General features: G+C 61.9%; 20 protein-coding genes and 1 tRNA gene. 2 read left to right on the top strand and 19 right to left on the bottom strand.

The features are described from left to right. Positions 1-150: 150 nt before the first annotated feature. The 3 genes from fusA to rpsL form a co-directional block, all read right to left on the bottom strand. Positions 151-2,241 carry an elongation factor G gene (gene fusA / locus NKJ77_RS31295; protein WP_023667430.1) on the bottom strand — a complete coding sequence of 697 codons (2,091 nt, stop codon included), beginning with the start codon at positions 2,239-2,241 and terminating at the stop codon, positions 151-153. Between the two features lie 30 nt (positions 2,242-2,271). After that, positions 2,272-2,742: a 30S ribosomal protein S7 gene (rpsG, locus tag NKJ77_RS31290; RefSeq protein WP_008875664.1), complete on the bottom strand. Its 471-nt coding sequence runs from the start codon at positions 2,740-2,742 to the stop codon at positions 2,272-2,274. Between the two features lie 76 nt (positions 2,743-2,818). Beyond that, entirely contained in the window at positions 2,819-3,190 is a 372-nt protein-coding gene (gene rpsL, locus NKJ77_RS31285; RefSeq protein WP_006333356.1) for a 30S ribosomal protein S12, read from the bottom strand. Positions 3,191-3,684: 494 nt separating this feature from the next. Between rpsL and NKJ77_RS31280 the strand changes: the two genes are divergently transcribed. Together NKJ77_RS31280 and NKJ77_RS31275 are read left to right on the top strand one after the other, a co-directional pair. Further along, complete coding sequence (locus tag NKJ77_RS31280; protein WP_023829547.1) at positions 3,685-3,966, top strand: transcriptional regulator; 282 nt, start codon at positions 3,685-3,687, stop codon at positions 3,964-3,966. A 114-nt stretch (positions 3,967-4,080) separates the two neighbouring features. Further along, positions 4,081-5,016, top strand: a complete 936-nt coding sequence (locus tag NKJ77_RS31275) for a Gfo/Idh/MocA family protein (RefSeq protein ID WP_023829546.1) — start codon at positions 4,081-4,083, stop codon at positions 5,014-5,016. 46 nt (positions 5,017-5,062) lie between these two features. On the opposite strand, the gene NKJ77_RS31270 is transcribed toward NKJ77_RS31275, so the two are convergent. The 16 genes from NKJ77_RS31270 to NKJ77_RS31195 form a co-directional block, all read right to left on the bottom strand. Next, complete coding sequence (locus NKJ77_RS31270; protein WP_352536285.1) at positions 5,063-5,728, bottom strand: O-methyltransferase; 666 nt, start codon at positions 5,726-5,728, stop codon at positions 5,063-5,065. Between the two features lie 79 nt (positions 5,729-5,807). Continuing rightward, positions 5,808-10,004, bottom strand: a complete 4,197-nt coding sequence (rpoC, locus tag NKJ77_RS31265; protein ID WP_023667434.1) for a DNA-directed RNA polymerase subunit beta' — start codon at positions 10,002-10,004, stop codon at positions 5,808-5,810. Between the two features lie 147 nt (positions 10,005-10,151). Further along, on the bottom strand, positions 10,152-14,288 hold the full coding sequence (gene rpoB / locus NKJ77_RS31260; RefSeq protein ID WP_023686024.1) for a DNA-directed RNA polymerase subunit beta: 4,137 nt from the start codon (positions 14,286-14,288) through the stop codon (positions 10,152-10,154). Positions 14,289-14,536: 248 nt separating this feature from the next. Then, positions 14,537-14,914 carry a 50S ribosomal protein L7/L12 gene (gene rplL, locus NKJ77_RS31255; RefSeq protein WP_023667436.1) on the bottom strand — a complete coding sequence of 126 codons (378 nt, stop codon included), beginning with the start codon at positions 14,912-14,914 and terminating at the stop codon, positions 14,537-14,539. 54 nt (positions 14,915-14,968) lie between these two features. After that, a complete protein-coding gene (gene rplJ, locus NKJ77_RS31250; RefSeq protein ID WP_023667437.1) occupies positions 14,969-15,487 on the bottom strand; it encodes a 50S ribosomal protein L10 in 519 nt (172 codons plus the stop codon). Positions 15,488-15,861: 374 nt separating this feature from the next. Beyond that, positions 15,862-16,560 (bottom strand): 50S ribosomal protein L1, encoded by a 699-nt coding sequence (gene rplA / locus NKJ77_RS31245; RefSeq protein ID WP_023667438.1) that lies wholly within the window; start codon positions 16,558-16,560, stop codon positions 15,862-15,864. A 4-nt stretch (positions 16,561-16,564) separates the two neighbouring features. Next, positions 16,565-16,993 (bottom strand): 50S ribosomal protein L11, encoded by a 429-nt coding sequence (gene rplK / locus NKJ77_RS31240; RefSeq protein ID WP_006333334.1) that lies wholly within the window; start codon positions 16,991-16,993, stop codon positions 16,565-16,567. A 172-nt stretch (positions 16,994-17,165) separates the two neighbouring features. Continuing rightward, on the bottom strand, positions 17,166-17,693 hold the full coding sequence (gene nusG, locus NKJ77_RS31235; RefSeq protein WP_006333333.1) for a transcription termination/antitermination protein NusG: 528 nt from the start codon (positions 17,691-17,693) through the stop codon (positions 17,166-17,168). 27 nt (positions 17,694-17,720) lie between these two features. Then, positions 17,721-17,924 carry a preprotein translocase subunit SecE gene (gene secE / locus NKJ77_RS31230; RefSeq protein WP_023667439.1) on the bottom strand — a complete coding sequence of 68 codons (204 nt, stop codon included), beginning with the start codon at positions 17,922-17,924 and terminating at the stop codon, positions 17,721-17,723. Between the two features lie 489 nt (positions 17,925-18,413). Continuing rightward, positions 18,414-18,881 carry a hypothetical protein gene (locus NKJ77_RS31225; RefSeq protein ID WP_023731757.1) on the bottom strand — a complete coding sequence of 156 codons (468 nt, stop codon included), beginning with the start codon at positions 18,879-18,881 and terminating at the stop codon, positions 18,414-18,416. Positions 18,882-18,954: 73 nt separating this feature from the next. Then, positions 18,955-19,416 (bottom strand): Hsp20 family protein, encoded by a 462-nt coding sequence (locus tag NKJ77_RS31220; protein WP_352536286.1) that lies wholly within the window; start codon positions 19,414-19,416, stop codon positions 18,955-18,957. Between the two features lie 429 nt (positions 19,417-19,845). Next, a tRNA-Trp gene (locus NKJ77_RS31215) sits at positions 19,846-19,921 on the bottom strand. A gap of 160 nt (positions 19,922-20,081) precedes the next feature. Beyond that, on the bottom strand, positions 20,082-20,564 hold the full coding sequence (locus NKJ77_RS31210) for a group II truncated hemoglobin (protein WP_023667442.1): 483 nt from the start codon (positions 20,562-20,564) through the stop codon (positions 20,082-20,084). Positions 20,565-20,655: 91 nt separating this feature from the next. Further along, positions 20,656-22,350, bottom strand: coding sequence for a COG3904 family protein (locus tag NKJ77_RS31205; protein ID WP_348524409.1), 1,695 nt, complete (start codon positions 22,348-22,350; stop codon positions 20,656-20,658). Between the two features lie 328 nt (positions 22,351-22,678). Further along, positions 22,679-24,178, bottom strand: a complete 1,500-nt coding sequence (locus NKJ77_RS31200; protein ID WP_348524408.1) for a COG3904 family protein — start codon at positions 24,176-24,178, stop codon at positions 22,679-22,681. Positions 24,179-24,460: 282 nt separating this feature from the next. Next, positions 24,461-24,630: EF-Tu C-terminal domain-related protein (locus tag NKJ77_RS31195; protein WP_502904436.1), on the bottom strand; the 170-nt coding region annotated here is incomplete at its 5' end.

The following is a 24,630-nucleotide window of genomic DNA, read 5'->3' as shown; positions in this document are numbered from 1 at the left end:
TCAGCGACGTCTTGCCATGATCGACGTGGCCAATCGTGCCAATGTTCACATGAGGCTTGTTACGCTCGAATTTACCTTTTGCCATGTGATGTCTCCAATCTGCTCGCCCGTACGGGCCTTGAATTAAGTTACCGATGCAACCCGCTGGGGTTACGCGTATTTCTTCTGGACTTCCTGGGCGACCGCGGTCGGCACAGGCTCATAGTGATCGAACTGCATCGTGTAGGCAGCGCGGCCCTGGCTCATCGAGCGCAGGTTGTCGACGTACTTGAACATGTTGGCCAGCGGCACCATCGCGTTGATGACGACAGCCACGCCACGCGCTTCCTGGCCCTGGATCTGGCCACGACGGCCGTTCAGGTCGCCGATGACGCTGCCGACATAGTCTTCCGGCGTCACGACTTCGACCTTCATGATCGGCTCGAGCAGTTGCACGCCAAGCTTGGGTGCAGCTTCACGGAAGCAGGCGCGGCCGGCGATTTCGAACGCCAGAACGCTGGAGTCCACATCGTGGTAAGCGCCGTCGATAAGCGTCGCCTTGACGCCGATCATCGGGAAGCCCGCGAACGGACCCGACGACATGACGCTGTTGATGCCCTTTTCGACACCCGGGATGTATTCCTTGGGAACCGCACCGCCGACAATCTTGGTCTCGAACTCGAACTCCGAGCTTTCCGGGTTCGGTTCGAACACGATCTTGACGCGGGCGAACTGACCGGTACCGCCGGTCTGCTTCTTGTGGGTGTAGTCCTGCTCGTGCCTGCGGGTGATCGTCTCGCGGTAAGCCACCTGCGGCGCGCCGACATTGGCCTCGACCTTGAACTCGCGGCGCATGCGGTCGACGATGATGTCGAGGTGAAGCTCGCCCATGCCCGAAATGATGGTCTGGCCGCTTTCCTCGTCGGTCTTGACGCGGAAGGACGGATCCTCGGCGGCCAGGCGGTGAAGGGCGAGGCCCATCTTTTCCTGGTCGTTCTTGGTCTTCGGCTCGATGGCGATCTGGATGACCGGATCGGGGAATTCCATGCGCTCGAGGATGACCGGGTGCAGCGGATCGCTGAGCGTGTCGCCGGTGGTCGTGTCCTTGAGGCCAGCCAGAGCAACGATGTCGCCGGCAAAGGCTTCTTCGACGTCGGCGCGCGAATTCGCATGCATCTGCAGCATGCGGCCGATGCGCTCTTTCTTGCCCTTGACGGTGTTATCGACCGAGATGCCCTTGGTCAGTTTGCCCGAATAGATGCGGGCAAAGGTCAGCGAACCGACAAACGGGTCGTTCATGATCTTGAAGGCCAGCATCGACAGCGGCTCGTTGTCGTCGGCATGACGCTCGATCTCGGCGTCGGTCTTGGCGTCGACGCCCTTGATGGCGGGAACATCGGCCGGCGACGGCAGGTATTCGACGACGGCGTCGAGCAGCGGCTGCACGCCCTTGTTCTTGAAGGCCGAGCCACAGAACATCGGGTAGAACTTGACCGCGATGGTGCCCTTGCGGATCAGCGCGCGGATCTCGTCATTCGACGGCATCTTGCCTTCGAGGTAATTCTCGAGTGCCGTCTCGTCCATTTCGACAGCGGCTTCGATCATCTTCTCGCGGTATTCTTCGGCACGGGCCTGCAGGTCGGCCGGGATCTCGACGACGTCCCAGGCAGCGCCCAGCGTCTCGTCGCGCCAGACCAGCGCGTTCATCTCGACGAGATCGACGACACCCTTGAACTCGGTCTCAGCGCCGATCGGCAGTTGCATGACGACGGCATGCGCACCAAGACGCGAGCCGATCATCTCGACCGAGCGGTAGAAGTCGGCGCCGATCTTGTCCATCTTGTTGCAGAAGATCATCCGCGGAACTTTATACTTGTCGGCCTGGCGCCAGACGGTTTCCGTCTGCGGCTCGACACCGGCATTGGCATCGAGCAGCGCAATGGCGCCGTCGAGCACGCGCAGCGAACGCTCGACTTCGATGGTGAAGTCGACGTGTCCGGGAGTGTCGATGATGTTGAAGCGGTACATCTTGCCGCTGCGACCCTTCCAGAAGGTCGTGGTGGCGGCGGACGTGATGGTGATGCCGCGCTCCTGCTCCTGCTCCATCCAATCCATGGTGGCAGCGCCGTCGTGGACTTCGCCGATCTTGTGCGACTTGCCCGTGTAATAGAGGACGCGCTCGGTGGTCGTCGTCTTGCCGGCGTCAATATGCGCCATGATACCGAAATTGCGGTAGTCTTCGATTTTGTATTCGCGGGCCATCTTGGATGCCTTCTCAGTCTCGTTCGCGCTTTACCAGCGGTAGTGTGCGAAAGCGCGGTTGGCTTCAGCCATCTTGTGGGTGTCTTCACGCTTCTTCACGGCGGTGCCGCGGTTGTTAGCCGCGTCCATCAGCTCGCCGGAGAGGCGGTCGACCATGGTGGTCTCGTTGCGGTTGCGGGCCGCGGCGATCAGCCAGCGGATCGCCAGGGCCTGGCGGCGCTCGGGGCGCACATCGACCGGAACCTGGTAGGTAGCGCCGCCGACGCGGCGCGACCGGACTTCCACATGCGGCGCGACATTGTCGAGCGCCTGATGGAAGACGGTGACCGGCTCCTGCTTGGTCTTCGACTGAACCTGGTCGAGCGCACCGTAGACGATGGTCTCGGCAACCGACTTCTTGCCGTCATACATGACGGCGTTCATGAACTTGGTGACGATCAGATCGCCGAACTTCGGGTCCGGATTGATCTCACGCTTTTCTGCACTGTGACGACGCGACATGGCTTTTGTCTCTCAATCTCGTAGCCCGACGCATTCAAGCAGCGCCAGGGCCGGAAAATCTTACTTCGGACGCCCCTTACTTCGGACGCTTGGCGCCGTACTTCGAACGGCGCTGCTTGCGGTTCTTCACGCCCTGCGTGTCGAGCACGCCGCGGATGATGTGGTAGCGCACGCCCGGAAGATCCTTGACGCGGCCGCCGCGGATCATGACCACGGAGTGTTCCTGAAGGTTGTGGCCTTCGCCGGGGATGTAGCCGATCACTTCAAAGCCGTTGGTCAGGCGGATCTTGGCCACCTTGCGCAGTGCCGAGTTCGGCTTCTTCGGCGTCGTTGTATAGACGCGCGTGCAGACGCCCCGCTTCTGCGGGTTCTGCTGCATGGCCGGGACCTTGTTGCGCTTCACCGGCGCAATGCGCGGCTTGCGGATCAGCTGGTTGACGGTAGGCATTAAACCCTCTTGTCTCTCAATTCCGTGTCTCGCCCGGTCAGGGCCGCTCAAAGCGCCAATTCCATACGCAAATTCGGGCCATAAACCGCGCCTCGCGGTCCTGCCCGAACAAAATGCAGAGGAAGCGGGAACCGCTTCATGCGCGCCGGAAATGTCTTTTCGCTCGTAAAACGAACCCTGTTTGAGGCAAACTCCAAAGCGTGTCGCTTCGGAAGGGAGAGCCTCACATCGGTTCTGACTGGGCGGCTTCTACTCGCAAGACCGTGAACCGTCAACCCCGGCACGCCAAATATTGCGCGCCAAACCGGGCGTGGCAGCCATGCGAAAACCGCATGTAATTTTCTTTCGCCGTTTTGCAATGGCAAGGAAGAAAGTAACCGGTCAGGCACGAAAGTGACCGGCTTTTGGCTGTCCTGCACCGGCGCTTCATGGCAAAAGGCGGCATGGACAGCCCGAAACCCCTCGCCCGCCCGAGTCTCAAGAGGAATCAGCCCGTGAACGACAATGAGGAGCGCCCGGTGACTATCATCACCGGCCGCGTCTGGAAAAAGAAGGGCGGCAAGCCCGAAGGCGTGCATGTGATGCTGGTTGCACCCGATGACGATTCGGCCGTGCGCCGCGCTCTCGAATCGCTCGCCGCCGAAGGCTATGCCGAGGCAGAGCTCGACCAGATCGGCGATATGGAAGGCGTACCGGACGATGAGCCGCATCTGTCCGCCTTCCAGGGCGCGCTCGAAGGCGAAGTGTCGATCGTGACATTCGAAGTTCCGCTCTGAGTCGCAGGTGCGCTGACGGCTCGCACCTGTCACCACGCCGGCTTGCCCGGCACCGGTTCTCTGCTAAGAACCTGACAAAATCCAAGAACCAAAGTTCCTGCCCGCGGAGTTCCCATGCCTTCGAACAATGACCCCATCAAGCTCGGCATCGTCGGCGTGGGCAAGATCGTGCGCGACCAGCATCTGCCGGCGGTGGCCAAGGATGCAGATTACCGCCTGATCGCCGCCGCCAGCCGGCACGGCAAGGTGGAAAACATCCCCAACTTCCCAACCATCGAAGCAATGCTCGACGGGGTGCCAGACCTCGAGGCCGTGTCGCTCTGCATGCCGCCGCAATTCCGCTACGACGCGGCTCGCACCGCGTTGATGGCAAAAAAGCATGTCTTCCTGGAAAAGCCGCCGGGCGCCACCGTCAGCGAGGTCGAGGACCTGAAGCGGCTGGCGGACGCCAATGGAGTCACCCTGTTCGCCAGCTGGCATTCGCGCTACGCGCCGGCGGTGGAAGCCGCGCGGACTTTTCTGAAATCAGCCAAAATCAGCTCGGCGGCAATCGTCTGGAAAGAAGACGTCCGCCGCTGGCACCCGAACCAGGACTGGATCTGGGCGCCGGGCGGATTCGGCGTCTTCGATCCCGGCATAAACGCGCTGTCGATCGTGACCCACATCCTGCCGGCGATGTTCATCACCTCGGCGGTGCTCGACTTTCCCGAAAACCGCGCCTCACCTGTCGCGGCCCACGTCAACTTCCGCACCTCGGACGGTTTGCCGATCACGATGGAACTCGACTGGCTGCAGACAGGACCACAGAGCTGGGACATCCTGGCCGACACCGACAAGGGCAAGATGGTGCTGTCCGGAGGCGGCACCAAGCTCGCCATCGACGGCAAGGTGGTTCACGACGAGCCGGAGGCCGAATATCCCCAGCTTTACCGGCGCTTCGCTGAAATCGTACGCGACGGCGTCTCCGATGTCGATTTGGCACCCCTGCAGCACGTGGCCGACGCCTTCATGCTCGGCAAGCGCAATGTGGTGGAAGCGTTCTTCGATTGAGCGGTGAGTTCTGCCGGACCGCAGTCTGGACACTCGCCATGCAGCCTTACTCGACGATCGCAATCGCAAACCCGTCATAGCCTTTGGCGCCGACGGTCTGGATGGCGGTGCCGTCCAGGCGCTTGTCGCCGCCGATGAAGGAAAACGCACCGCGTGCGCCTTCGACATAGGCATCACGGCCATCGTCGTTGAGCACGGTGCCGTCGCGGATGACGTTGTCGCAGATGATGACCGTCCCCGGCCGCGACAGGCGCATGGCCCATGACAGATAATTCGGGTTGTTCGGCTTGTCCGCGTCGATGAAGATCAGATCGAACGGACCGGCATTTTCGGCAGCCAGCGTCTCAAGCGACTGAAGCGCGGGGCCGATCCTGAGCTCGACCTTGTCCGACACCCCTGCCCGCTCGAGATTCGAGTGCGCGACTTTTGCATGATGCGGCTCGAGTTCGAGCGTCACGATCTTGCCGCCGATGGGCAATCCCCTTGCCATCCAGATGGTCGAGTAGCCGCCAAGCGTGCCGATCTCCAGCACCTTCCTGGCGCCGCTGATGCGGACCAGCAGCGACAGCAGCTTGCCCTGCGCCGGCGATACGTCGATGGCCGGCAGGCCCTGGTCGCGGTTGGCCGCAAGCACCGCTTCGAGGATGGGATCCGCCTCGAAGAGAGAGGAAACGATGTAGTCGTCGACGTCAGTCCATACCTTCTTGCTCATGTCTTCCTCGATCCGATTAGGGGTCAAAACGCGAAAAGGGGCCACTTGGGCCCCTTTCCTTCTTCTCGTCCTGCCGCGCTTACTGCGCGGCGTTGACCATGTCGGTCAGCATCGGCTCGGCGACCTCGACACCGGAGGCCTTGCGGCGCTCGTCGATGATCAGTTCGTCGCGCGAGGTGGCGATGCGCCGGATCTGGCTCATCGTGCCGCCGGTACCGGCCGGGATCAGCCGGCCGACGATGACGTTTTCCTTCAGGCCCTGCAGCATGTCGGTCTTGCCGGCAACCGCAGCTTCGGTCAGCACCCTGGTCGTCTCCTGGAAGGAGGCGGCCGAGATGAAGGACGGCGTCTGCAGCGAGGCCTTGGTGATGCCCAGCAGCACCGGCTGGCCTTCGGCCGGCTTCTTGCCGTCCTCGACCAGGCGCTCGTTGACCTCTTCCAGTTCGATCACGTCGACGTGGTCGCCCGGAATGTAGGTCGAGTCGCCCTGCACCGTGATCTCGACCTTCTGCAGCATCTGGCGAACGATCACCTCGATGTGCTTGTCATTGATCGACACGCCCTGCAGACGGTAGACTTCCTGGATTTCGTTCACGAGGTAGGAAGCAAGTGCTTCCACGCCCTTGATCGCCAGGATGTCGTGCGGCGCCGGATTGCCGTCGAGGATGTAGTCGCCCTTCTCGATGACGTCGCCGTCCTGGAGATGGAACGGCTTGCCCTTCGGGATCAGGTATTCGACCGGCTCAAGCGTCGAGTCATGCGGCTCGATGATGATGCGGCGCTTGTTCTTGTAGTCGCGGCCGAAGCGGATCGTGCCATCGATCTCGGCGATGATGGCGTGATCCTTCGGACGACGTGCCTCGAACAGTTCGGCAACACGCGGCAGACCGCCGGTGATGTCCTTGGTCTTGGCGCTTTCCATCGGGATACGCGCCAAAACGTCGCCGGGACGAACCTGCGAACCCGGCTCGACCGAAAGAATGGCCTCGACCGAGAGCAGGAAGCGGGCGTCGCCGCCCTTCGACAGCTTGCCGACCTTGCCCTTCGGGTCAAGGATGGCGATCGCCGGCTTGAGGTCGTTGCCGCGTGGCGTCGAGCGCCAGTCGATGACCTCGCGCTTGGTGATGCCGGTCGATTCGTCGGCCGTTTCCTGAACGGAAATGCCGTCGACCAGATCCTCGTACGACACCTTGCCCTCGATTTCGGTGAGGACGGGGCGGGTATAGGGATCCCATTCGGCGATACGCTGGCCGCGCTTCACCTTGTCGCCATCGTCCACGAAGATGCGCGAACCATAGGTAAGGCGATGCGAGGCACGCTCCTTGCCGGCTTCGTCGAGGATCAGCACCGCCATGTTGCGGCCCATGACCATCTGCTGGCCGTCCGAGTTGCGCACCACGTTGCGGTTGCGGATCTCGACCTTGCCCTCATACGAGGCTTCAAGGAACGAGCTGTCCACCACCTGCGCCGTACCGCCCATGTGGAAGGTACGCATGGTGAGCTGGGTGCCCGGCTCGCCGATCGACTGCGCCGCGATGACGCCGACGGCTTCGCCCTGGTTGACCGGGGTGCCGCGGGCAAGATCGCGTCCGTAGCAGACCGCACAGACGCCGATCCTGACCTCGCAGGTCAGTGCCGAGCGAATGCGGACCGACTGCACGCCGGCCTTTTCGATCTTTTCCACGTCACGTTCGTCCATCAGCGTTCCGGCCTTGACCAGAACCTCACCCGAAACCGGATGCGTGATGTCGTCGAGCGAGGTGCGGCCCAGCACGCGCTGGCCGACCGAAGCGACGACCTGACCGGCATCGACGATCGGCTGCATGGTGAGGCCCTTGTCGGTGCCGCAATCCACGGAGTTGACGATGCAGTCCTGCGCCACGTCGACCAGACGACGGGTGAGGTAACCCGAGTTCGCCGTCTTCAAGGCGGTGTCGGCCAGACCCTTGCGGGCGCCGTGGGTCGAGTTGAAGTACTCGAGCACGGTCAGGCCTTCCTTGAAGTTCGAGATGATCGGCGTCTCGATGATTTCACCCGAGGGCTTTGCCATCAGGCCGCGCATGCCGGCGAGCTGACGCATCTGGGTGGGCGAACCACGCGCACCCGAATGCGACATCATGTAGATCGAGTTCATCGGCTTTTGACGGCCACTGTCCTCGAACTCGACGGCCTTGATGCGGGCCATCATCTCGTCGGCGACCTTTTCCGAGCACTTGGCCCAGGCGTCGACGACCTTGTTGTACTTCTCGCCCTGCGTGATCAGGCCGTCATTGTACTGCTGCTCGTATTCCTTGGCCAAAGCCTCGGTGTCGGAAACCAGCTTGATCTTGGCGTCCGGGATCAGCATGTCGTCCTTGCCGAACGAAATGCCGGCGCGGCAGGCGTGGCTGAAGCCGAGGGCCATGATGCGGTCGCAGAAAATGACCGTCTCCTTCTGACCGCAGTGGCGGTAGACGGTGTCGATCATCTTGGAGATGTTCTTCTTGGTCATCTCCTGGTTGGCCGTCTCGTAAGGCACATTGACGTTCTTCGGCAGCAGCTCGCCGATGATCATGCGGCCAGGCGTGGTGTCGTAGATTTTCGACACGACCTTGCCTTCGGCGTCGACCGTGCGGAAACGACCCTTGATCTTGGAGTGCAGCGTCACCGCCTTGGTCTCGAGCGCGTGCTGGAGTTCGCCCATGTCGGCAAACACCATGCCTTCGCCCGGCTCGTTCTGATTGACGATCGAGAGATAGTAGAGACCCAGGACCATGTCCTGCGAAGGCACGATGATCGGCGCCCCGGAAGCCGGGTGCAGGATGTTGTTGGTCGACATCATCAGCACGCGGGCTTCAAGCTGCGCTTCCAACGAGAGCGGCACGTGAACGGCCATCTGGTCGCCGTCGAAGTCGGCGTTGAAGGCCGTGCAGACCAGCGGATGCAGCTGGATCGCCTTGCCTTCGATCAGGATCGGCTCGAACGCCTGGATGCCGAGGCGGTGCAGCGTCGGTGCACGGTTCAAGAGCACCGGATGCTCGCGGATGACCTCGTCGAGGATATCCCAGACTTCCGGACGCTCCTTCTCGACCAGCTTCTTGGCCTGCTTGACGGTCGAGGAGAACCCCTTGGCGTCGAGGCGGGCGTAGATGAACGGCTTGAACAGTTCGAGCGCCATCTTCTTCGGCAGGCCGCACTGGTGCAGCTTGAGCTCCGGACCGGTGACGATGACCGAACGGCCCGAATAGTCGACGCGCTTGCCGAGCAGGTTCTGGCGGAACCGGCCCTGCTTGCCCTTCAACATGTCGGACAGCGACTTCAGCGGACGCTTGTTGGCGCCAGTGATGACGCGGCCGCGACGGCCGTTGTCGAACAGCGCATCGACGGCTTCCTGCAGCATGCGCTTTTCATTGCGCACGATGATGCCGGGGGCGCGCAGCTCGATCAGCCGCTTCAGACGGTTGTTGCGGTTGATGACGCGGCGATAGAGATCGTTCAGGTCGGACGTCGCGAAACGTCCACCATCCAGAGGAACCAGCGGGCGCAGGTCCGGCGGGATCACCGGAACCACCTTCATGATCATCCATTCCGGACGGTTGCCGGACTCCATGAAGTTCTCGACGACCTTGAGCCGCTTCAGATACTTCTTCTGCTTCAGCTCGGACGTGGTCGAAGCCAGTTCCGAACGCAGGTCGCCGGCGATCTTCTCCAGGTCCATGCCGGCCAGAAGGTCATGAATGGCCTCGGCACCGATCATGGCGGTGAACGAATCCTCGCCATATTCGTCGACGGCGATCATGTACTCTTCCTCGCTGAGCAGCTGGTGCTCCTTCAGCGCGGTGAGGCCAGGCTCGGTGACGATGTAGTTCTCGAAGTAGAGGACGCGCTCGATGTCCTTCAGCGTCATGTCGAGCAGTGTGCCGATGCGCGACGGCAGCGACTTCAGGAACCAGATGTGAGCGACAGGTGCCGCCAGCTCGATGTGGCCCATGCGTTCGCGGCGAACGCGCGACAGCGTGACTTCGACGCCGCACTTTTCGCAGATGACGCCCTTGTACTTCATGCGCTTGTACTTGCCGCACAGGCATTCATAGTCCTTGATCGGGCCAAAAATGCGCGCGCAGAACAGACCGTCACGCTCCGGCTTGAAGGTGCGGTAGTTGATGGTCTCCGGCTTCTTGATCTCGCCGAACGACCAGGACAGAATCTTCTCAGGGCTGGCGAGCGATATCCGGATGGAATCGAACACCTGCGCCGGCGCCTGCGGATTGAAGAGATTCATGACCTCTTGGTTCATGCCGTTCTCCTTTTCGGGGTCCTCGAAAACCCCTTGCATCTAACGCGGGCCAAATGCCCGCTGAGTGGTCGACCCACTGGCCGTAGAATTTGTTGCATCCGGTCGCGGCGTTCCGCGACCGGATGTCTTGCTTACTCGGCCGCGCCCCTATTCGGCAGCATCTGGCAGCCGGACAGGGTTGTCGTCGAGCTTGGTATTCTCCAGCTCGACATTGAGGCCGAGAGACCGCATTTCCTTGACGAGCACGTTGAAGCTCTCGGGAATGCCGGCCTCGAACGTGTCGTCGCCGCGCACGATCGCCTCGTAGACCTTGGTGCGGCCGGCGACATCGTCCGACTTCACCGTCAGCATTTCCTGCAGCGTGTAGGCGGCGCCATAGGCTTCCAGCGCCCAGACCTCCATTTCGCCGAAGCGCTGGCCACCGAACTGCGCCTTGCCGCCCAGCGGCTGCTGGGTAACGAGCGAGTACGGACCGATCGAACGCGCGTGGATCTTGTCGTCCACCAGGTGGTGAAGCTTGAGCATATAGATATAGCCCATCGTCACCTTGCGATCGAACGGCTCGCCGGTGCGTCCGTCATAGAGCTGCGACTGACCGCTGGTGTGCAGGCCCGCCTGCTCCAGCATGATGTTGATGTCGACTTCATGCGCGCCGTCGAACACCGGTGTCGCGATAGAGACGCCGCGGCGCATCTGCTCGCTGAGGCGAACGATGCTCTCGTCGTCATATTCGCGGACCGGCTCGTTGCGGTCGTTGGCTGGGATGAAGCTCTCAAGCGTCTTGCGCAACGGCTTGATGTCTCCAGCCGTCTTGTACGCGTCGATCAGCTCGCCGATCTTCTTGCCCATGCCCGCGCATGCCCAGCCCAGATGCGTTTCCAGGATCTGGCCGACATTCATGCGGCTCGGCACACCCAGCGGGTTGAGCACGATATCGGCATGCGTGCCGTCCTCGAGGAAAGGCATGTCCTCGACCGGAACGATGCGCGACACGACACCCTTGTTGCCGTGACGTCCCGCCATCTTGTCGCCCGGCTGCATCTTGCGCTTCACGGCCACGAAGACCTTGACCATCTTCATGACGCCCGGAGGCATTTCGTCGCCGCGCTGGACCTTCTCGACCTTGTCCATGAAGCGCTGCTCGAGCGCCTTCTTGGAATCGTCGTACTGGCCACGCAGGGCTTCCAGTTCGCTCTGGAGCTTTTCGTTCTCCACCGCAAACTGCCACCACTGCGAACGTGGATACTCGTCAAGCGTGTCCTTCGACAGCTTCGAGCCCTTCTTGAAGCCCTTCGGCCCGGCAATCGCTTCCTTGCCGACGAGAACGTCGGAAAGGCGCGAATAGACGTTGCGGTCGAGGATCGCCTGCTCGTCGTCGCGGTCCTTGGCGAGGCGTTCGATCTCCTCGCGTTCGATCGCCATGGCGCGCTCGTCCTTCTCGACGCCGTGGCGGTTGAAGACGCGCACTTCGACGACGGTGCCGAAGGTGCCCGGAGGCATGCGCATCGAGGTGTCGCGAACGTCGGACGCCTTTTCACCGAAGATGGCGCGCAGGAGCTTTTCTTCCGGCGTCATCGGGCTTTCGCCCTTCGGCGTGATCTTGCCGACCAGGATGTCGCCCGGCTGCACTTCCGCGCCGATATAGACGATGCCGGCTTCGTCGAGGTTCTTCAGCGCTTCTTCCGAAACGTTCGGAATGTCGCGTGTGATTTCCTCCGGTCCAAGCTTGGTGTCGCGGGCCATGACCTCGAATTCCTCGATGTGGATCGAGGTGAAGACGTCGTCGGCCACGATGCGCTCGGAGAGCAGGATCGAGTCCTCGTAGTTGTAGCCGTTCCACGGCATGAACGCGACCAGCACGTTGCGGCCGAGCGCCAGATCGCCGAGCTCGGTCGACGGACCGTCGGCGATGATGTCGCCCTTGTTGACGCGGTCGCCCATGCGCACCAGCGGACGCTGGTTGATGCAGGTGTTCTGGTTCGAACGCTGGAACTTCATCAGCCGGTAGATGTCGACGCCAGACTTGCCGGGATCGAGATCTTCCGTGGCGCGGATGACGATACGCGTCGCGTCCACCTGGTCGACGATGCCGCCGCGGCGGGCGCCGATGGCGGCACCCGAGTCACGGGCAACGATCGGCTCCATGCCGGTGCCGACGAACGGCGCTTCGGCGCGCACCAGCGGCACGGCCTGACGCTGCATGTTGGAGCCCATCAGCGCGCGGTTGGCGTCGTCGTTCTCGAGGAACGGGATCAGCGCCGCGGCCACGGACACCATCTGCTTGGGCGACACGTCCATCAGATCGACGTTTTCGCGCGGCGCCATCATCACTTCGCCGGCGCTGCGGCAAATGACGAATTCGTCGACGAAACCACCATTCTTGTCGAGCTCGGCATTGGCCTGCGCGACGTGGTGCTTGGACTCTTCCATAGCGGAGAGATAGACGACCTCATTGGTCAGCTTGCCGTTGACGATCTTGCGGTACGGGCTTTCGATGAAGCCGTACTTGTTGACGCGCGCGAAGGTCGCCAGCGAGTTGATCAGACCGATGTTCGGGCCTTCCGGCGTCTCGATCGGGCAGATGCGGCCGTAATGCGTCGGGTGCACGTCGCGCACTTCGAAGCCGGCGCGCTCGCGGGTCAGACCGCCCGGGCCAAGTGCCGACAGGCGGCGCTTGTGGGTGATCTCCGACAGCGGGTTGGTCTGATCCATGAACTGCGACAGCTGCGAGGAACCGAAGAACTCGCGCACGGCGGCAGCCGCCGGCTTGGCGTTGATCAGGTCCTGCGGCATCACCGTATCGATCTCGATCGAGGACATACGTTCCTTGATCGCGCGCTCCATGCGCAGCAGGCCAACGCGGTATTGGTTCTCCATCAGCTCGCCGACAGAACGCACGCGGCGGTTGCCGAGATTGTCGATGTCGTCGATCTCGCCCTTGCCGTCGCGCAGCTCGACCAGCGTCTTGACCACGGCCAGGATGTCGTCCTTGCGCAGCACGCGCACGGTATCCTCAGCCTTGAGCTCGAGGCGCATGTTCATCTTGACGCGGCCGACGGCCGACAGGTCGTAGCGCTCCGAGTCGAAGAACAGCGAGTTGAACATGGCTTCGGCGGTTTCAAGCGTCGGCGGCTCGCCCGGGCGCATGACACGGTAGATGTCGAACAGTGCGTCCTGGCGGCTCTCGTTCTTGTCGACGTTGAGCGTATTGCGGATGTAGGCGCCGACATTGACGTGGTCGATGTCGAGAACCTTGATCTCGCTTTCGCCCGTGCCGAGCAGCACCTTCAGCGTCTTTTCGTCAATCTCGTCGCCGGCTTCGAGGAAAATCTCCCCGGTGCCGTAGTTGACGATGTCCTCTGCCAGGTAATTGCCGAGCAGATCCTCGTCGGTCGCCTTGATCGCCTTCAGACCCTTTTCGCCAAGCGCTCTTGCCTGGCGGGCGGTGATCTTCTTGCCGGCCTCAACGACAACTTCGCCGGTATCGGCATCGACGAGGTCGCCAACGGCCTTGAGGCCGCGGAAACGCTCGACGTTGAACGGGATGCGCCAGTGGTCGCCGGCGCGCTTGTAGGTGATCTTGTTGTAGAAGGTCGACAGGATCTCTTCGCCGTCCATGCCGAGCGCCATCAAGAGCGACGTCACCGGAATCTTGCGGCGGCGGTCGATGCGAGCGTGCACGACGTCCTTGGAATCGAATTCGATGTCGAGCCACGAACCGCGATAGGGAATGACGCGTGCAGCAAACAGAAGCTTGCCCGAGGAGTGCGACTTGCCCTTGTCATGGTCGAAGAAGACGCCCGGCGAACGGTGCATCTGCGAGACGATGACGCGCTCGGTGCCGTTAACGATGAAGGTGCCGTTGAGCGTCATGAGCGGCATGTCGCCCATATAGACGTCCTGCTCCTTGATGTCCTTGATCGACTTTGCGCCGGTATCCTCGTCGATATCGAACACGATGAGGCGCAGCGTCACCTTGAGTGGCGCGGCATAGGTCAGGTCGCGCTGACGGCATTCGTCAACGTCGAATTTCGGTCCTTCGAACTCGTACTTCACGAACTCCAGCATCGAGGAGCCGGAGAAATCGGAGATCGGGAAAACCGACTTGAAAACGGCCTGCAGTCCCTCGTCCGGACGCCCACCCTTGGGCTCCGCCACCATTAGGAACTGGTCATAGGATGCTTTTTGAACCTCGATCAGGTTCGGCATCTCCGCAACTTCCGGAATCTTTCCGAAGAACTTGCGTACGCGTCTGCGGCCATTGAAAGTCTGGGTCTGGGCCATCGTCGCTCCTTAGCTATAAACTCGGGGCGAGCCTCGCCGCGGCTCACCTTGCATGCGCGGCCACCTCGGCGGCGGCCCCTGATCTGTTTCCCGCCGCCTGGCGGCGACGGCTAAAACGGGAGAAAACCCGTTTCCTGAAGGCCGGTTTCGGCCCTCAGGAAAGAGGTTCTCGTACATCTCGCGCTACGCATCCTCCCCTCTGATGAAGGGAGTGGCGGACGGCGCGAGGCCGCCCGCCGCTTTTACGCTTACTTCAGGTCGACCTTGGCGCCGGCTGCTTCCAGCTGGGCCTTGAACTTCTCAGCGTCAGCCTTGGAAACGGCTTCCTTGACCGGCTTCGGAGCTGCTTCGACCAGATCCTTGGCTTCCTTGAGGCCCAGGCCGGTGATGGCGCGGACTTCCTTGATGACGTTGATCTTCTGAGCGCCTGCCTCGGTGAGGACGACGTCGAATTCCGTCTTTTCCTCAGCCGGAGCAGCAGCAGCGGCAGCGCCGCCGGCAGCGGCAACCGCCACCGGAGCAGCAGCCGAAACGCCCCACTTTTCTTCCAGAAGCTTCGACAGCTCGGCCGCCTCGAGGACGGTCAGCTTCGAAAGGTCGTCTACGATCTTTGCCAGATCAGCCATTGTTGTATTCCTTCATCAGGTTCGAACGTGTGTTTGTGATAGCGAGGAACGGCCTCATGCCGCCTCGTCCTTCCGGGCGTAAGCGCCGATGACGCGCGCGACCGAAGCCGCTGGCGCATTGACGATCTGGGCGATCCGGGTTGCCGGCGTGGCGATCATGCCAACCAGCCTGGCGCGCAACTCATCGAGCGACGGAAGTGTGGCGAGTGCCTTCACACCGTCGGCGTTGAGCGAGGTGGTGCCCATTGCGCCGCCGAGAATGACCAACTTGTCATTTCCCTTGGCGAAATCGGACGCGACCTTCGGCGCCGCAATCGGATCCTCCGAATAAGCGATCAGCGTCTGTCCCTTGAACAGGTCGATGATCGATGCGGAGTCCGTGCCCTGAAGAGCGATTTTGGCGAGACGGTTCTTCGCGACTTTGACGGTGCCACCGGCAGCGCGCATTTTCGACCGAAGGTCGTTCATTTGCGCGACGGTGATACCGGCGTAGTGGGCCACGACGACTGAACCAGCGCCTGCAAAGGCACCATTCAGGCCCGTGACGAGTTCGCGTTTTTCCGCTCTGTCCACTGCCTATCTCCAGTTGACCCCTGCCCCGCTAGTGGGACAGGCGTCGGGTTGCCTTTTTGCCGGCCGGGCCATCCATTACAGATCTCCCGAACGACGCTCGAGGATCCTGCCCCCTTTCGCCACATCGACGGCAAGCCGGAGATGCGCAGACAAAAGGCAAACACGGTTCGAACCTTTCATTGGAGCTTGTCGCTCCGTTGTCCGGTTTTCACCCGTCTCATGCAGGCCTAGTTCAATTAAGGCTTCTGGGCCGCCTGCAATCTCGGACAGGATGTCCGGAAGCCTCTCGACTTCCGGTACCGGGCCGCCGACAAGTCGGAGGCCCGGAATTCACTTGCGGATCAGCGCCTTGGCAGCCGATCCAGATGTTCGTATCAAGACGCTGCGAGCGTCGAGACGTCGAGCTTGAGGCCCGGGCCCATCGTCGAGGTGACCGACACCTTCTTGACGTAGTTGCCCTTGGCGCCAGCCGGCTTTGCCTTGGTCACGGCATCGGCGAAGGCGCGGACGTTTTCTTCCAGCGCCTTGACGTCGAACGAGACCTTGCCGACGCCGGCATGAACGATGCCGGCCTTCTCGACGCGGAACTCGACAGCGCCGCCCTTCGATGCCTTGACGGCGGCGGCGACGTCGGTGGTGACGGTGCCGACCTTCGGGTTCGGCATCATGCCGCGCGGGCCCAGCACCTTGCCCAGACGGCCGACCAGCGGCATCATGTCCGGCGTGGCGATGCAGCGATCGAAGTCGATCGTGCCCTTCTGGACGATGTCGACCAGATCCTCGGCACCGACGATGTCGGCGCCGGCGGCGCGAGCCTCATCGGCCTTGCCGCCACGTGCGAACACGGCGACGCGGACAGAGCGGCCGGTGCCGTTCGGCAGGTTGACCACGCCGCGGACCATCTGGTCGGCATGGCGCGGGTCGACGCCGAGGTTCATCGCAACTTCGATGGTCTCGTCGAACTTCACCGTCGAACGGTCCTTGAGCAGCTTCAGCGCCTCACCAAGGGCATAGGCCTTGTTGGGGTCGATGCCGTCGCGGGACTTCGATACACGCTTTGCAATCTTTGCCATGATCTCAGCCCACCACTTCCAGACCCATCGAGCGGGCGGAGCCCTCGACCATGCGCATGGCCGCCTCGACGTCGTTTGCGTTCAGATCCTTCATCTTCTGTTCGGCGATGGCGCGCACCTTGTCGCGACCGATCGTGCCGGCCTTGATCTTGCCCGGCTCTTTCGAACCCGAAGTCAAGTTCGCCGCCTTTTTCAGGAAGTAGCTCACCGGCGGCGTCTTCATGACGAAGGTGAAGGACTTGTCCTGGTAATAGGTGATGACGACCGGGATCGGCGATCCCTTTTCCATTTCCTGGGTCTGCGCGTTGAACGCCTTGCAGAATTCCATGATGTTGATGCCGCGCTGACCAAGTGCCGGGCCGATCGGCGGAGACGGCGTAGCCGATCCCGCTTTGACCTGGAGCTTGAGCTGGCCTGCAATTTTCTTAGCCATCTCTTTCCTGCCTTTATCTCATGCCGGCCCCAGTATCGGGAACACCGGCGGTTGCAGTCTGGTGGTGCGGTCCGCGCGGCCGGCTAAAGCCGCATTCGCCTCCCACCCGTTCATGGCCGCGCGCTTTCCGCGCCGCCTCCCCTTGCCGGCGAACCGGCGCAGGGTTTTCGGATCAGCCCTTTTCGACCTGTCCGAATTCCAGATCGACCGGCACGGCGCGCCCGAAGATCGAAACTTCCACCTTGAGCCGCGCCCGCTCCTCGTCCACTTCCTGGACGAAACCGTTGAACGAGGCGAACGGACCATCCGAAACGCGGATCGCCTCGCCGATCTCGAAAGTGACCGAGGGCTTCGGCCGCTCGACGCCTTCCTGAACCTGGTTCAGGATGCGCTGCGCCTCGGCTTCGGTGATCGGCACCGGCTTGGAGTCACCGAGGAAGCCGGTGACCTTCGGCGTGTTCTTGACCAGCGAGAACACCGCATCGGTCAGATTGGCCTTGAGCAGCACATAGCCCGGAAAGAACTTGCGCTCGGCATCGACCTTGCGGCCGCGGCGGATTTCGACGACCTTCTCGGTCGGCACCACGATCTGCTCGATATCGGCGGACAGGCCCTTCTGCTTGGCCTTGTTCTCAATGTCCTCGGCGACCTTCTTTTCGAAGTTCGAATAGGCGTGGACGATGTACCAGCGCGCGGTCATTTCAAGACTTCTCCGTAATCGCCGGACTTAATGGCCGAGGCTCAGTAACCGCTCGATCGCGTAGCCCATGGCCACGTCGGCGGTGAAGAAAAAGATCATCGCGATGACCGCGAATACGAGCACCATCACCGTCGAGATCATCGTCTCCCGGCGCGACGGCCAAGTCACCTTGGCAGTTTCCGCGCGGACCTGCTGGAGAAAGACGAAAGGATTTGTGGTTTTCGAAGCCATATGCCGCTCTGTCTTCAAGACCCGTTGGCCGGGTCTCCTGGATGATCCCGCTGGCCGGGACGTGCCGCCTGGGTTCAAGTCGACGCCGAATCAGCGCCATTTCGCCCATGCAAATCGGACGCGTAAAGCCGGCTTCCCAGCTCCACGCGTCGCGTGTCTGTTGTGTCTACATAAAACCGATTCTTGATCCACGCAAGTGGCAAGTGTCCGCTTTATGACCAAACGCCGCCTCGGAACCATCCAGTCGTCCCGTCCCGGCTATCGAGGCCTTATGCCTCAGTTCGCCCAATATGGCAAGCCACCTGCCCTTTTTCAATGCCGGACCCCAATTCCAGGAGGTGGATCCGGAAATCAGGCACGCGATTACAAGTTCGAGGAAATGGCGTTGCGGACGAACCTGCGACCTGCTGTTTTGGAAACCAAATGAAGCGCACGCAAGATTGGAATCCAGCTGCCCATGCCGAGGCAGCTGGATCAACCCAGGGTTAGTTAGGCACAGGCGAGTTCGACCCCGGCCACTGCGCCGATTCCGCATGGTGGGCGTGGGCGCGGCGCGATCACTGCCGGGCACGGGGGCGGGTCGTCGTCATCGTCGGGGCCGAAAGAACGGCCCCGACGCCGCCAAGCCTTGAGAACGCTGCGGCGCGAGGAGGGTCGCCAAGGCAGCACCCGGCCTGAAGTCTCTTTCCCCAGCGTGGGTTTCTCATCCAGAGCCTTCAACGCACTCAGAATCTGGTCGACAGGGATTACCGTGCCGTTGTCCAGGCGGCGCAAGGCAGGCTGGTTTTCCACCGCGCAGGCATCGGACGCCCACGAGGAAAGCAGTGCCCGCTTTTCTCCACTGCTGAGGCGTGGATGGTTGATGACGTTGTCTGGATTGTCGAGCAGGCACAAAGAAGTTTCAATTTTGCCCGAGCGTGCCGCAGAAAGTGTCGGTGTCTCGTAGAAGTTGTCCATCTCCATTCTCCGCAATCTGGGCCTCCCGGCCGAAGCCGGGAGGCGGACCGCAGGGATAACTGAATCGATACGATCAGGCCGCTTTGCGGGTGCGTTCCGTATCCTGGGCGATCTGCTTGCCCACCTGGGCGTCGCCGGCCCCGATGCTAATGCGGCGCGGCTTCAGCTCTTCGGGAATCTCACGGACGATGTCGATGGTCAGGAGACCGTTCTCAAGGTTTGCTGCCTTGATCTTCATGTGGTCGGCAAGCTTGAACGTCTGCCTGAAACTGCGATAGGCGATGCCCTGGTGCAGCAGCTGGCGTCCGCTCTGATCATCAGCCTTCTGGCCTACCACGACCAGTTCGGGTCCATGCTGGGTCAGCTCAACCTCATCCTGGCTGAAGCCCGCGATGGCCATCGAGATACGGTAATCGTTCTCGTCGACCTTCTCGATGTTATAGGGCGGCCAGTCTGGACGCGTGCCGCTGTCGAGCATGTCAAAAAGCCGGTCGAAACCGACGGTGGTCCGATAGAGGGTATCAAAGGTTCTCATAGCCACATCCTCCTTGAAGCAACATGGGTACAAGGGCGCCGCCCAGCAGCGCCGCCTTTTGCCAAGCCAATCGGCCTCGGCGGGAAACGAATTAGGAAGGGCTGAAAACCGGTTCAAGAGCCCTGTTCAAAAAAATTCCAGTAGCCAGGCCAGCATCCCGCTTCCAATAATTCGCAGCCGCTGAAAAGCAGCTGGCGGCAGCAAAATAGGCCTATTCTGAATTGTGAACGCAAATGGCAATTGGCTCGCCAATGGCAGTTGAATCAAGGAAATTGGTTCGTGGAAATACGCCGACTTCGGCATTGCGCATCAGCGCTCTCGCTCTGCGCATGCCTTCGGAACGTCGCTCGTCGAGTACGCGGTTTCAGCCCAACCAAACGAGGAGCCAAAACAAGGCGTTTCTAAAATGCCGGATTCCAACGAGGAAAATGGCACGGGCAGCAGGGCTCGAACCTACGACCTGCGGTTTTGGAGACCGCCGCTCTACCAACTGAGCTATGCCCGTACGCGCGTTTCAGCGCAGGCGCTTCCTAAAAGCTTCCGGGCGCGCTGTAAAGAGTTGTCTGACGCGCTTTCAGATCCTTTGCCGGAAATCCGAATAGGTGATGACCAGCCCGTCCCTGCCGATCTCGATTTTTCGCCTGCCTGAAGCCGCATGCCGGCGCTCAATCCCCGGCCGGCGGCTTGTACGGCCCGCCCGGTACGCCCCAGCCCCAGGCCGGCATCGGTTCGGTCTGCGGGTCGCAGGTCTCGCCGAGGGTGGAATTCATCTTGGCAAGCCGTGACCCCCATTCGACATAGCCCATGAAGGCGGAACGGAATTCGGGATCGTCCGGCAGCCCGACCGCATCGGCGGCATCGGCAAGCAAGCTGATCCAGCGGCGGCGCTGTTCCTCCGTCAGATGCTTGCCCAAGTGATGCATGACCATCTCGCGATGGCCGCCATGCTGTTCGCTGTAGGTCTTGGGTCCGCCAAAAACCTCGCCGATGAAGGCCGCGACATGCGCGGGATGATCCGGCGACATGTGTTTGAACACCGGGCCGACCACCGGGTCGCGCGACACCTTGTCGTAAAAGGTTTCCGTCAGCCGGTTGAGGGCTTCGATGCCGCCGGCCCATTCGTAGAGTGTCGGGATATCCTGGCTCATTCTCGATCCTCCCCCGGGCGACGCCTGCCACGACGATAGCGGAGAAATCGGGCATGGCTCAACCTGGCTCGATGGCCAGTTTCTGCGATGCCTACAGTTTGGCGGGCGACTCGGCCTTGGCTGTCGGCGGAAACAAACAGTTGTCGGGCTTGGGTGAGGTTTTGCAAATAGCGGGGCCAGTTAGCGCCTCCACCGACTCCGGCCCGGTTGTCAGCCCGACTTTGAGCATCATGTCGGGCTCGAGCTGACGCTCGACCGAGCCTATCGCGGCGAACAGAGCTGGGTCCATCTCCATCTCCTCCAGGTAGGCTTTAACCAACTGCGTCTGTCCCCTCGAGGACATGCTGAGCCTCGCCTTGGGATCGACCAGCCTTTTGGCGCCGGCGGCAAGCATGAGCGCGCAGGCCGAATCGCACTCCACTCCAAAATCGCTAATCAGCCCGACATAGGCACCGTTATCGGCCAAGCAGCCTGCCTCGGGCGGGTCGCAGCCGACGATAGTGGTGCGAGCGACGGCGACGTCGAGCTTCCGTTCATGGATAAGCCTTCCCGCGGCCAGAGCGCTGAACAGGCTGCCCCCCTGTGAGCTGATCACCACCGGCAGCCGCCGGTTGCCAAGGGTGTCGAGCAACTGGCGCAACTTTTGCGGGGTCTGAGGCGTCATCGCGCCTTCCGCCGAGATCCATTCCGGGCAATCGGGATTGCAGAGCGAGTCTCTGCCGCGAACGACAACGAAGCGCATATCTGGCGTCGAATTCCCTGGCGCTGCCTGCAACGGCTTGGGAGCTGGAGCCTTGGCCGCCTGAGAAAGTGGGGGGCCGGTCTTTGCCTTGATCGCAGCCACCACGGCCGGCTTGGCCACGGGCGTTTGTCCGCCGGCTGGCTTGTTTCCCGGTATTTCCCGGCAGTTCGGAGCCGGCGGGTCGAACATGCACAAACTTGCTCTGGTAAACAGGTCCAGAGTGTCCGTGCTGGTGGCCAGTTTCATCGTCAGCATATCGTGGAGGCCGATCTGCCTGATGTCGCTGGCCGGCGTCGCCTTCATCAAGTCCAGCACGCCCTGCCCGATACCCATCTCTCGGAGATAGGCCGAGATCTTTCTCGCGTACCCCTTGCTCATCTCATAGGTCTTGTAGCTTTCACCGGGAGTGACGGTTTGCGTGGTGACCCGATATTTTTTGCCCCGTTTGACGCGATAGGTGGTCCGGTAGTGCGTTGTGGAGGGGAACCAGGTGGTGGTGATCTGATGAACACCCAGATAGTTCCAGCCGCCGGCGACGCGCCGGACGCCTCCGGCAAACATTAGCGGACAGGCGGAATTGCAGCTGGCACCGTCAGACGCTCTGCCGAAAAAAGCCGTGCCCTTGCCGTAGTCGGCGCCACAACCCTCTGTCCCGGGCCAACAATCGGGAAACTCGGTCTTGCCGATGGCGATATCGAGCTTGTTTTTGCGGATTATCCGGCCAAGCTGGAGCGCGGCTTCGACATTGCCACCGAAGGAATTGACGATGATGGGCAGTTTGTGGCTGCCAAGCTTCTTCAAGGTGCGCTTGAGCAGGGCTGGCGTCCCGGCTGCGATGTCGCCTTCGGCGGAGATCCACTCCGGACAATTGGGCTCGCAGCCCGGTGCGTTGCTGCGCGCGACGACAAACTTCATCTCCGAGCGATCCTCGGACCATATCGTCGGATCATTCGTCGGATAGGGCACTCCCTGCAGAGGGAGCAATGTCTGCCATGTCCCGGGGGCGGCATCCTCGGCCTTCGCGGCGAAGGCAGCCATCGCCATCGCGGCCACCGTCGCCAGCCGAACCAGCCCGCGCCGCCACCTTGCAGCATTGTCTGAACGGTGTCCCCAAACCACGCCCGGCAAACCCCTCAATGCAATCCATAATAGTTGCGGCGACGGTGCTTGCAATAGTTTTGAACCAACCGTGCAATACTTGTGCCGCGCAACGCCGGAAACAAAAAGGCAGCCCCAAAGACCGCCCTCTCCTGGTCGATCCGGCTGACGCCGGCTCGACTATTTCTCGATGGTGATGACGACGCCGGCACGACGGTGCGGCCGCCTTCACGGAAGGCGAAGCAAGGCTTCTCTTCCATGACGATAGGCGCGATCAGCCATTGGACGACGGCACCACGCGGCAATTCTCAGGTTTCGGCGCCGATCTGCAGATGCTGGAACCCGTCAGCGCATCCACCGACTGGCGCCCGGTCGTCAGGCCAACCTTCAGCATCATGTCGGGTTCGAGCTGGCGCTCGACCGAACTGCCCTGGAGCGCCCTGAACAAAGCGGGGCTGATCGCCATCTCGTCGAGGTAGGACTTGACCGCCTGCTTCTGCCCCATCAGATAGAGGCTGAGCCGCGCCTGGGTACCGACAAGCCGCCTGGCGCCACCGGCCAGCATGAGCGCGCAGGCCGAATCGCAGTCGCCGTCGCCATCGACGCTCAGCCCGGCATAGGCGCCTTCCCTGGCCAGGCAATTCCACTCTGCCGGGTCGCAGCCGACGAAATCGGTGCGGGCAACGGCAACGTCGAGCTTCTTTTCATGGATGATCCGGCCCGCCGCCAGGGCGCCGGAGAGGTCGCCGCCTCGCGAGCTGATCACCACCGGCAGCCGCCGGTTGCCAAGCGTGGCGAGCAATTGGCTGAGTTTCTGCGGCGTCTGGGGCGTAATCGCGCCTTGCGCTGCAATCCATTCCGGGCAGTCGGGATTGCAGAGCGGGTTGCTGCCGCGAACCACGACAAAGCGCATGCCGTCATCGTGCGGCGCGCTCTCCGGCTTCACCGGCAGCGGCGCAGCCTTTGCCACGTCCGGCAGGCCGCCGGCTGGCTTGTTCGCCGGTATTTCCCGGCAATTCGGAGCCGGAAGGTTCAGCCTGCACAGGCTTGCGCTGGTCAGCAAATCTGCAGCGTCGTCGCTGGTGACCAGCTTCATTGTCAGCATGTCGCTGAGGTCGATCTGCTGGATGTCGCTGGCCGGCGTGCTCTTCATCGTCTCGATGATGCTGAGGTCGACACCCATCTCCTTGAAATAGGCGGACAGCTTGCGCTCCACCCCCTTGCTCATCTCGTAGGTCTTGTAGCTGCCGGTGTTCTTGCGGCTGACGACCTTCTTGCTGATGACCCGCTTCTTGCCTTTCACGATCCGGTAGCGGACCTGATATTGCACGTTCATCTGCACGATCGTGGTCGTGATCTGGTGGACGCCGAGATAGGCCAGCGGCCCGACCAGGCGCCTGGTGCCGCCGGCCAGCATCATTGGACAAGCGGACGCGCAATAGCTGCCGAGCACATAGGGGCTGCCGATATAGTGCGCGCCTCTGGCGTCGTTCTCCTTGCAGTTTTTCATCCCCGGCTCGCAGCCGACGAACCAGGTCCTGCCGACCGCGATGTCGAGCTTGTTCTTGCGTATCATCCGGCCCATGGCGATGGCCGCATCGACATCGCCGCCCGGAGAGTTGATGACGATCGGCAATTTGCGGCCGCCGAGCGTTTTCAGGGCAGCCTTGAGCAGCGCCGGCGACTTGGCCGATATGGCACCCTCGGCCGATATCCATTCCGGACAGGTCGGCTCACAGCCCGCCGCGCCGCTGCGCACGACGACGAACCGCATCGGCGGATCCGGATCCGGCTCTGAATTTTTTGTCTCGGCCGCGAAGGCGGCGCTGCCCACGGCAAGCATCGACACCAGGCAGATCAGCCCCAGTGCCAACCATGGCCGACTATGCAAACGGTGCTGTGGAACCATCCGACCAAGCCCTCAACGCAATCTATACTGTAGAGGCTCACAGACTTGCAACAGAGATTGGGACCCCAAATAGGCACATCTAGCCAACGAAAAAGGGCGGCCCGAGGGCCGCCCCTATCCGTTTCGATCCGGCGATGCCGGGCTCGATTACTCTTTGATGGTGACGACGATGCCGGCACCGACGGTGCGGCCGCCTTCACGGATGGCGAAGCGCAGCTTCTCTTCCATGGCGATCGGCACGATCAGCTCGACATCGACCGTGATGTTGTCGCCGGGCATAACCATTTCCGTGCCTTCCGGCAGCGACACGATGCCGG

Origin of the sequence: Mesorhizobium sp. M0052, from assembly GCF_040323255.1 — a bacterium.
Classification (GTDB): Bacteria; Pseudomonadota; Alphaproteobacteria; order Rhizobiales; family Rhizobiaceae; genus Mesorhizobium.
This window is presented reverse-complemented; position numbering and strand designations above follow the sequence as displayed.

What these genes read in the sequence shown, in the direction of transcription:
- fusA (WP_023667430.1), bottom strand. Translation starts at nt 2,241, where the DNA reads ATGGCCCGCGAATACAAAATCGAAGACTACCGCAATTTCGGTATCATG.
- rplL (WP_023667436.1), bottom strand. Translation starts at nt 14,914, where the DNA reads ATGGCTGATCTGGCAAAGATCGTAGACGACCTTTCGAAGCTGACCGTC.
- rpsL (WP_006333356.1), bottom strand. Translation starts at nt 3,190, where the DNA reads ATGCCTACCGTCAACCAGCTGATCCGCAAGCCGCGCATTGCGCCGGTG.
- rpoB (WP_023686024.1), bottom strand. Translation starts at nt 14,288, where the DNA reads ATGGCCCAGACCCAGACTTTCAATGGCCGCAGACGCGTACGCAAGTTC.
- nusG (WP_006333333.1), bottom strand. Translation starts at nt 17,693, where the DNA reads ATGACCGCGCGCTGGTACATCGTCCACGCCTATTCGAACTTCGAAAAG.
- NKJ77_RS31210 (WP_023667442.1), bottom strand. Translation starts at nt 20,564, where the DNA reads ATGAGCCAGGATATCCCGACACTCTACGAATGGGCCGGCGGCATCGAA.
- NKJ77_RS31205 (WP_348524409.1), bottom strand. Translation starts at nt 22,350, where the DNA reads ATGGCGATGGCTGCCTTCGCCGCGAAGGCCGAGGATGCCGCCCCCGGG.
- rpsG (WP_008875664.1), bottom strand. Translation starts at nt 2,742, where the DNA reads ATGTCGCGTCGTCACAGTGCAGAAAAGCGTGAGATCAATCCGGACCCG.
- NKJ77_RS31220 (WP_352536286.1), bottom strand. Translation starts at nt 19,416, where the DNA reads ATGAGAACCTTTGATACCCTCTATCGGACCACCGTCGGTTTCGACCGG.
- secE (WP_023667439.1), bottom strand. Translation starts at nt 17,924, where the DNA reads ATGGCTTCGAAAACCACAAATCCTTTCGTCTTTCTCCAGCAGGTCCGC.
- rplA (WP_023667438.1), bottom strand. Translation starts at nt 16,560, where the DNA reads ATGGCAAAGATTGCAAAGCGTGTATCGAAGTCCCGCGACGGCATCGAC.
- NKJ77_RS31275 (WP_023829546.1), top strand. Translation starts at nt 4,081, where the DNA reads ATGCCTTCGAACAATGACCCCATCAAGCTCGGCATCGTCGGCGTGGGC.
- NKJ77_RS31225 (WP_023731757.1), bottom strand. Translation starts at nt 18,881, where the DNA reads ATGGACAACTTCTACGAGACACCGACACTTTCTGCGGCACGCTCGGGC.
- rplK (WP_006333334.1), bottom strand. Translation starts at nt 16,993, where the DNA reads ATGGCTAAGAAAATTGCAGGCCAGCTCAAGCTCCAGGTCAAAGCGGGA.
- NKJ77_RS31270 (WP_352536285.1), bottom strand. Translation starts at nt 5,728, where the DNA reads ATGAGCAAGAAGGTATGGACTGACGTCGACGACTACATCGTTTCCTCT.
- rpoC (WP_023667434.1), bottom strand. Translation starts at nt 10,004, where the DNA reads ATGAACCAAGAGGTCATGAATCTCTTCAATCCGCAGGCGCCGGCGCAG.
- NKJ77_RS31200 (WP_348524408.1), bottom strand. Translation starts at nt 24,178, where the DNA reads ATGCGGTTCGTCGTCGTGCGCAGCGGCGCGGCGGGCTGTGAGCCGACC.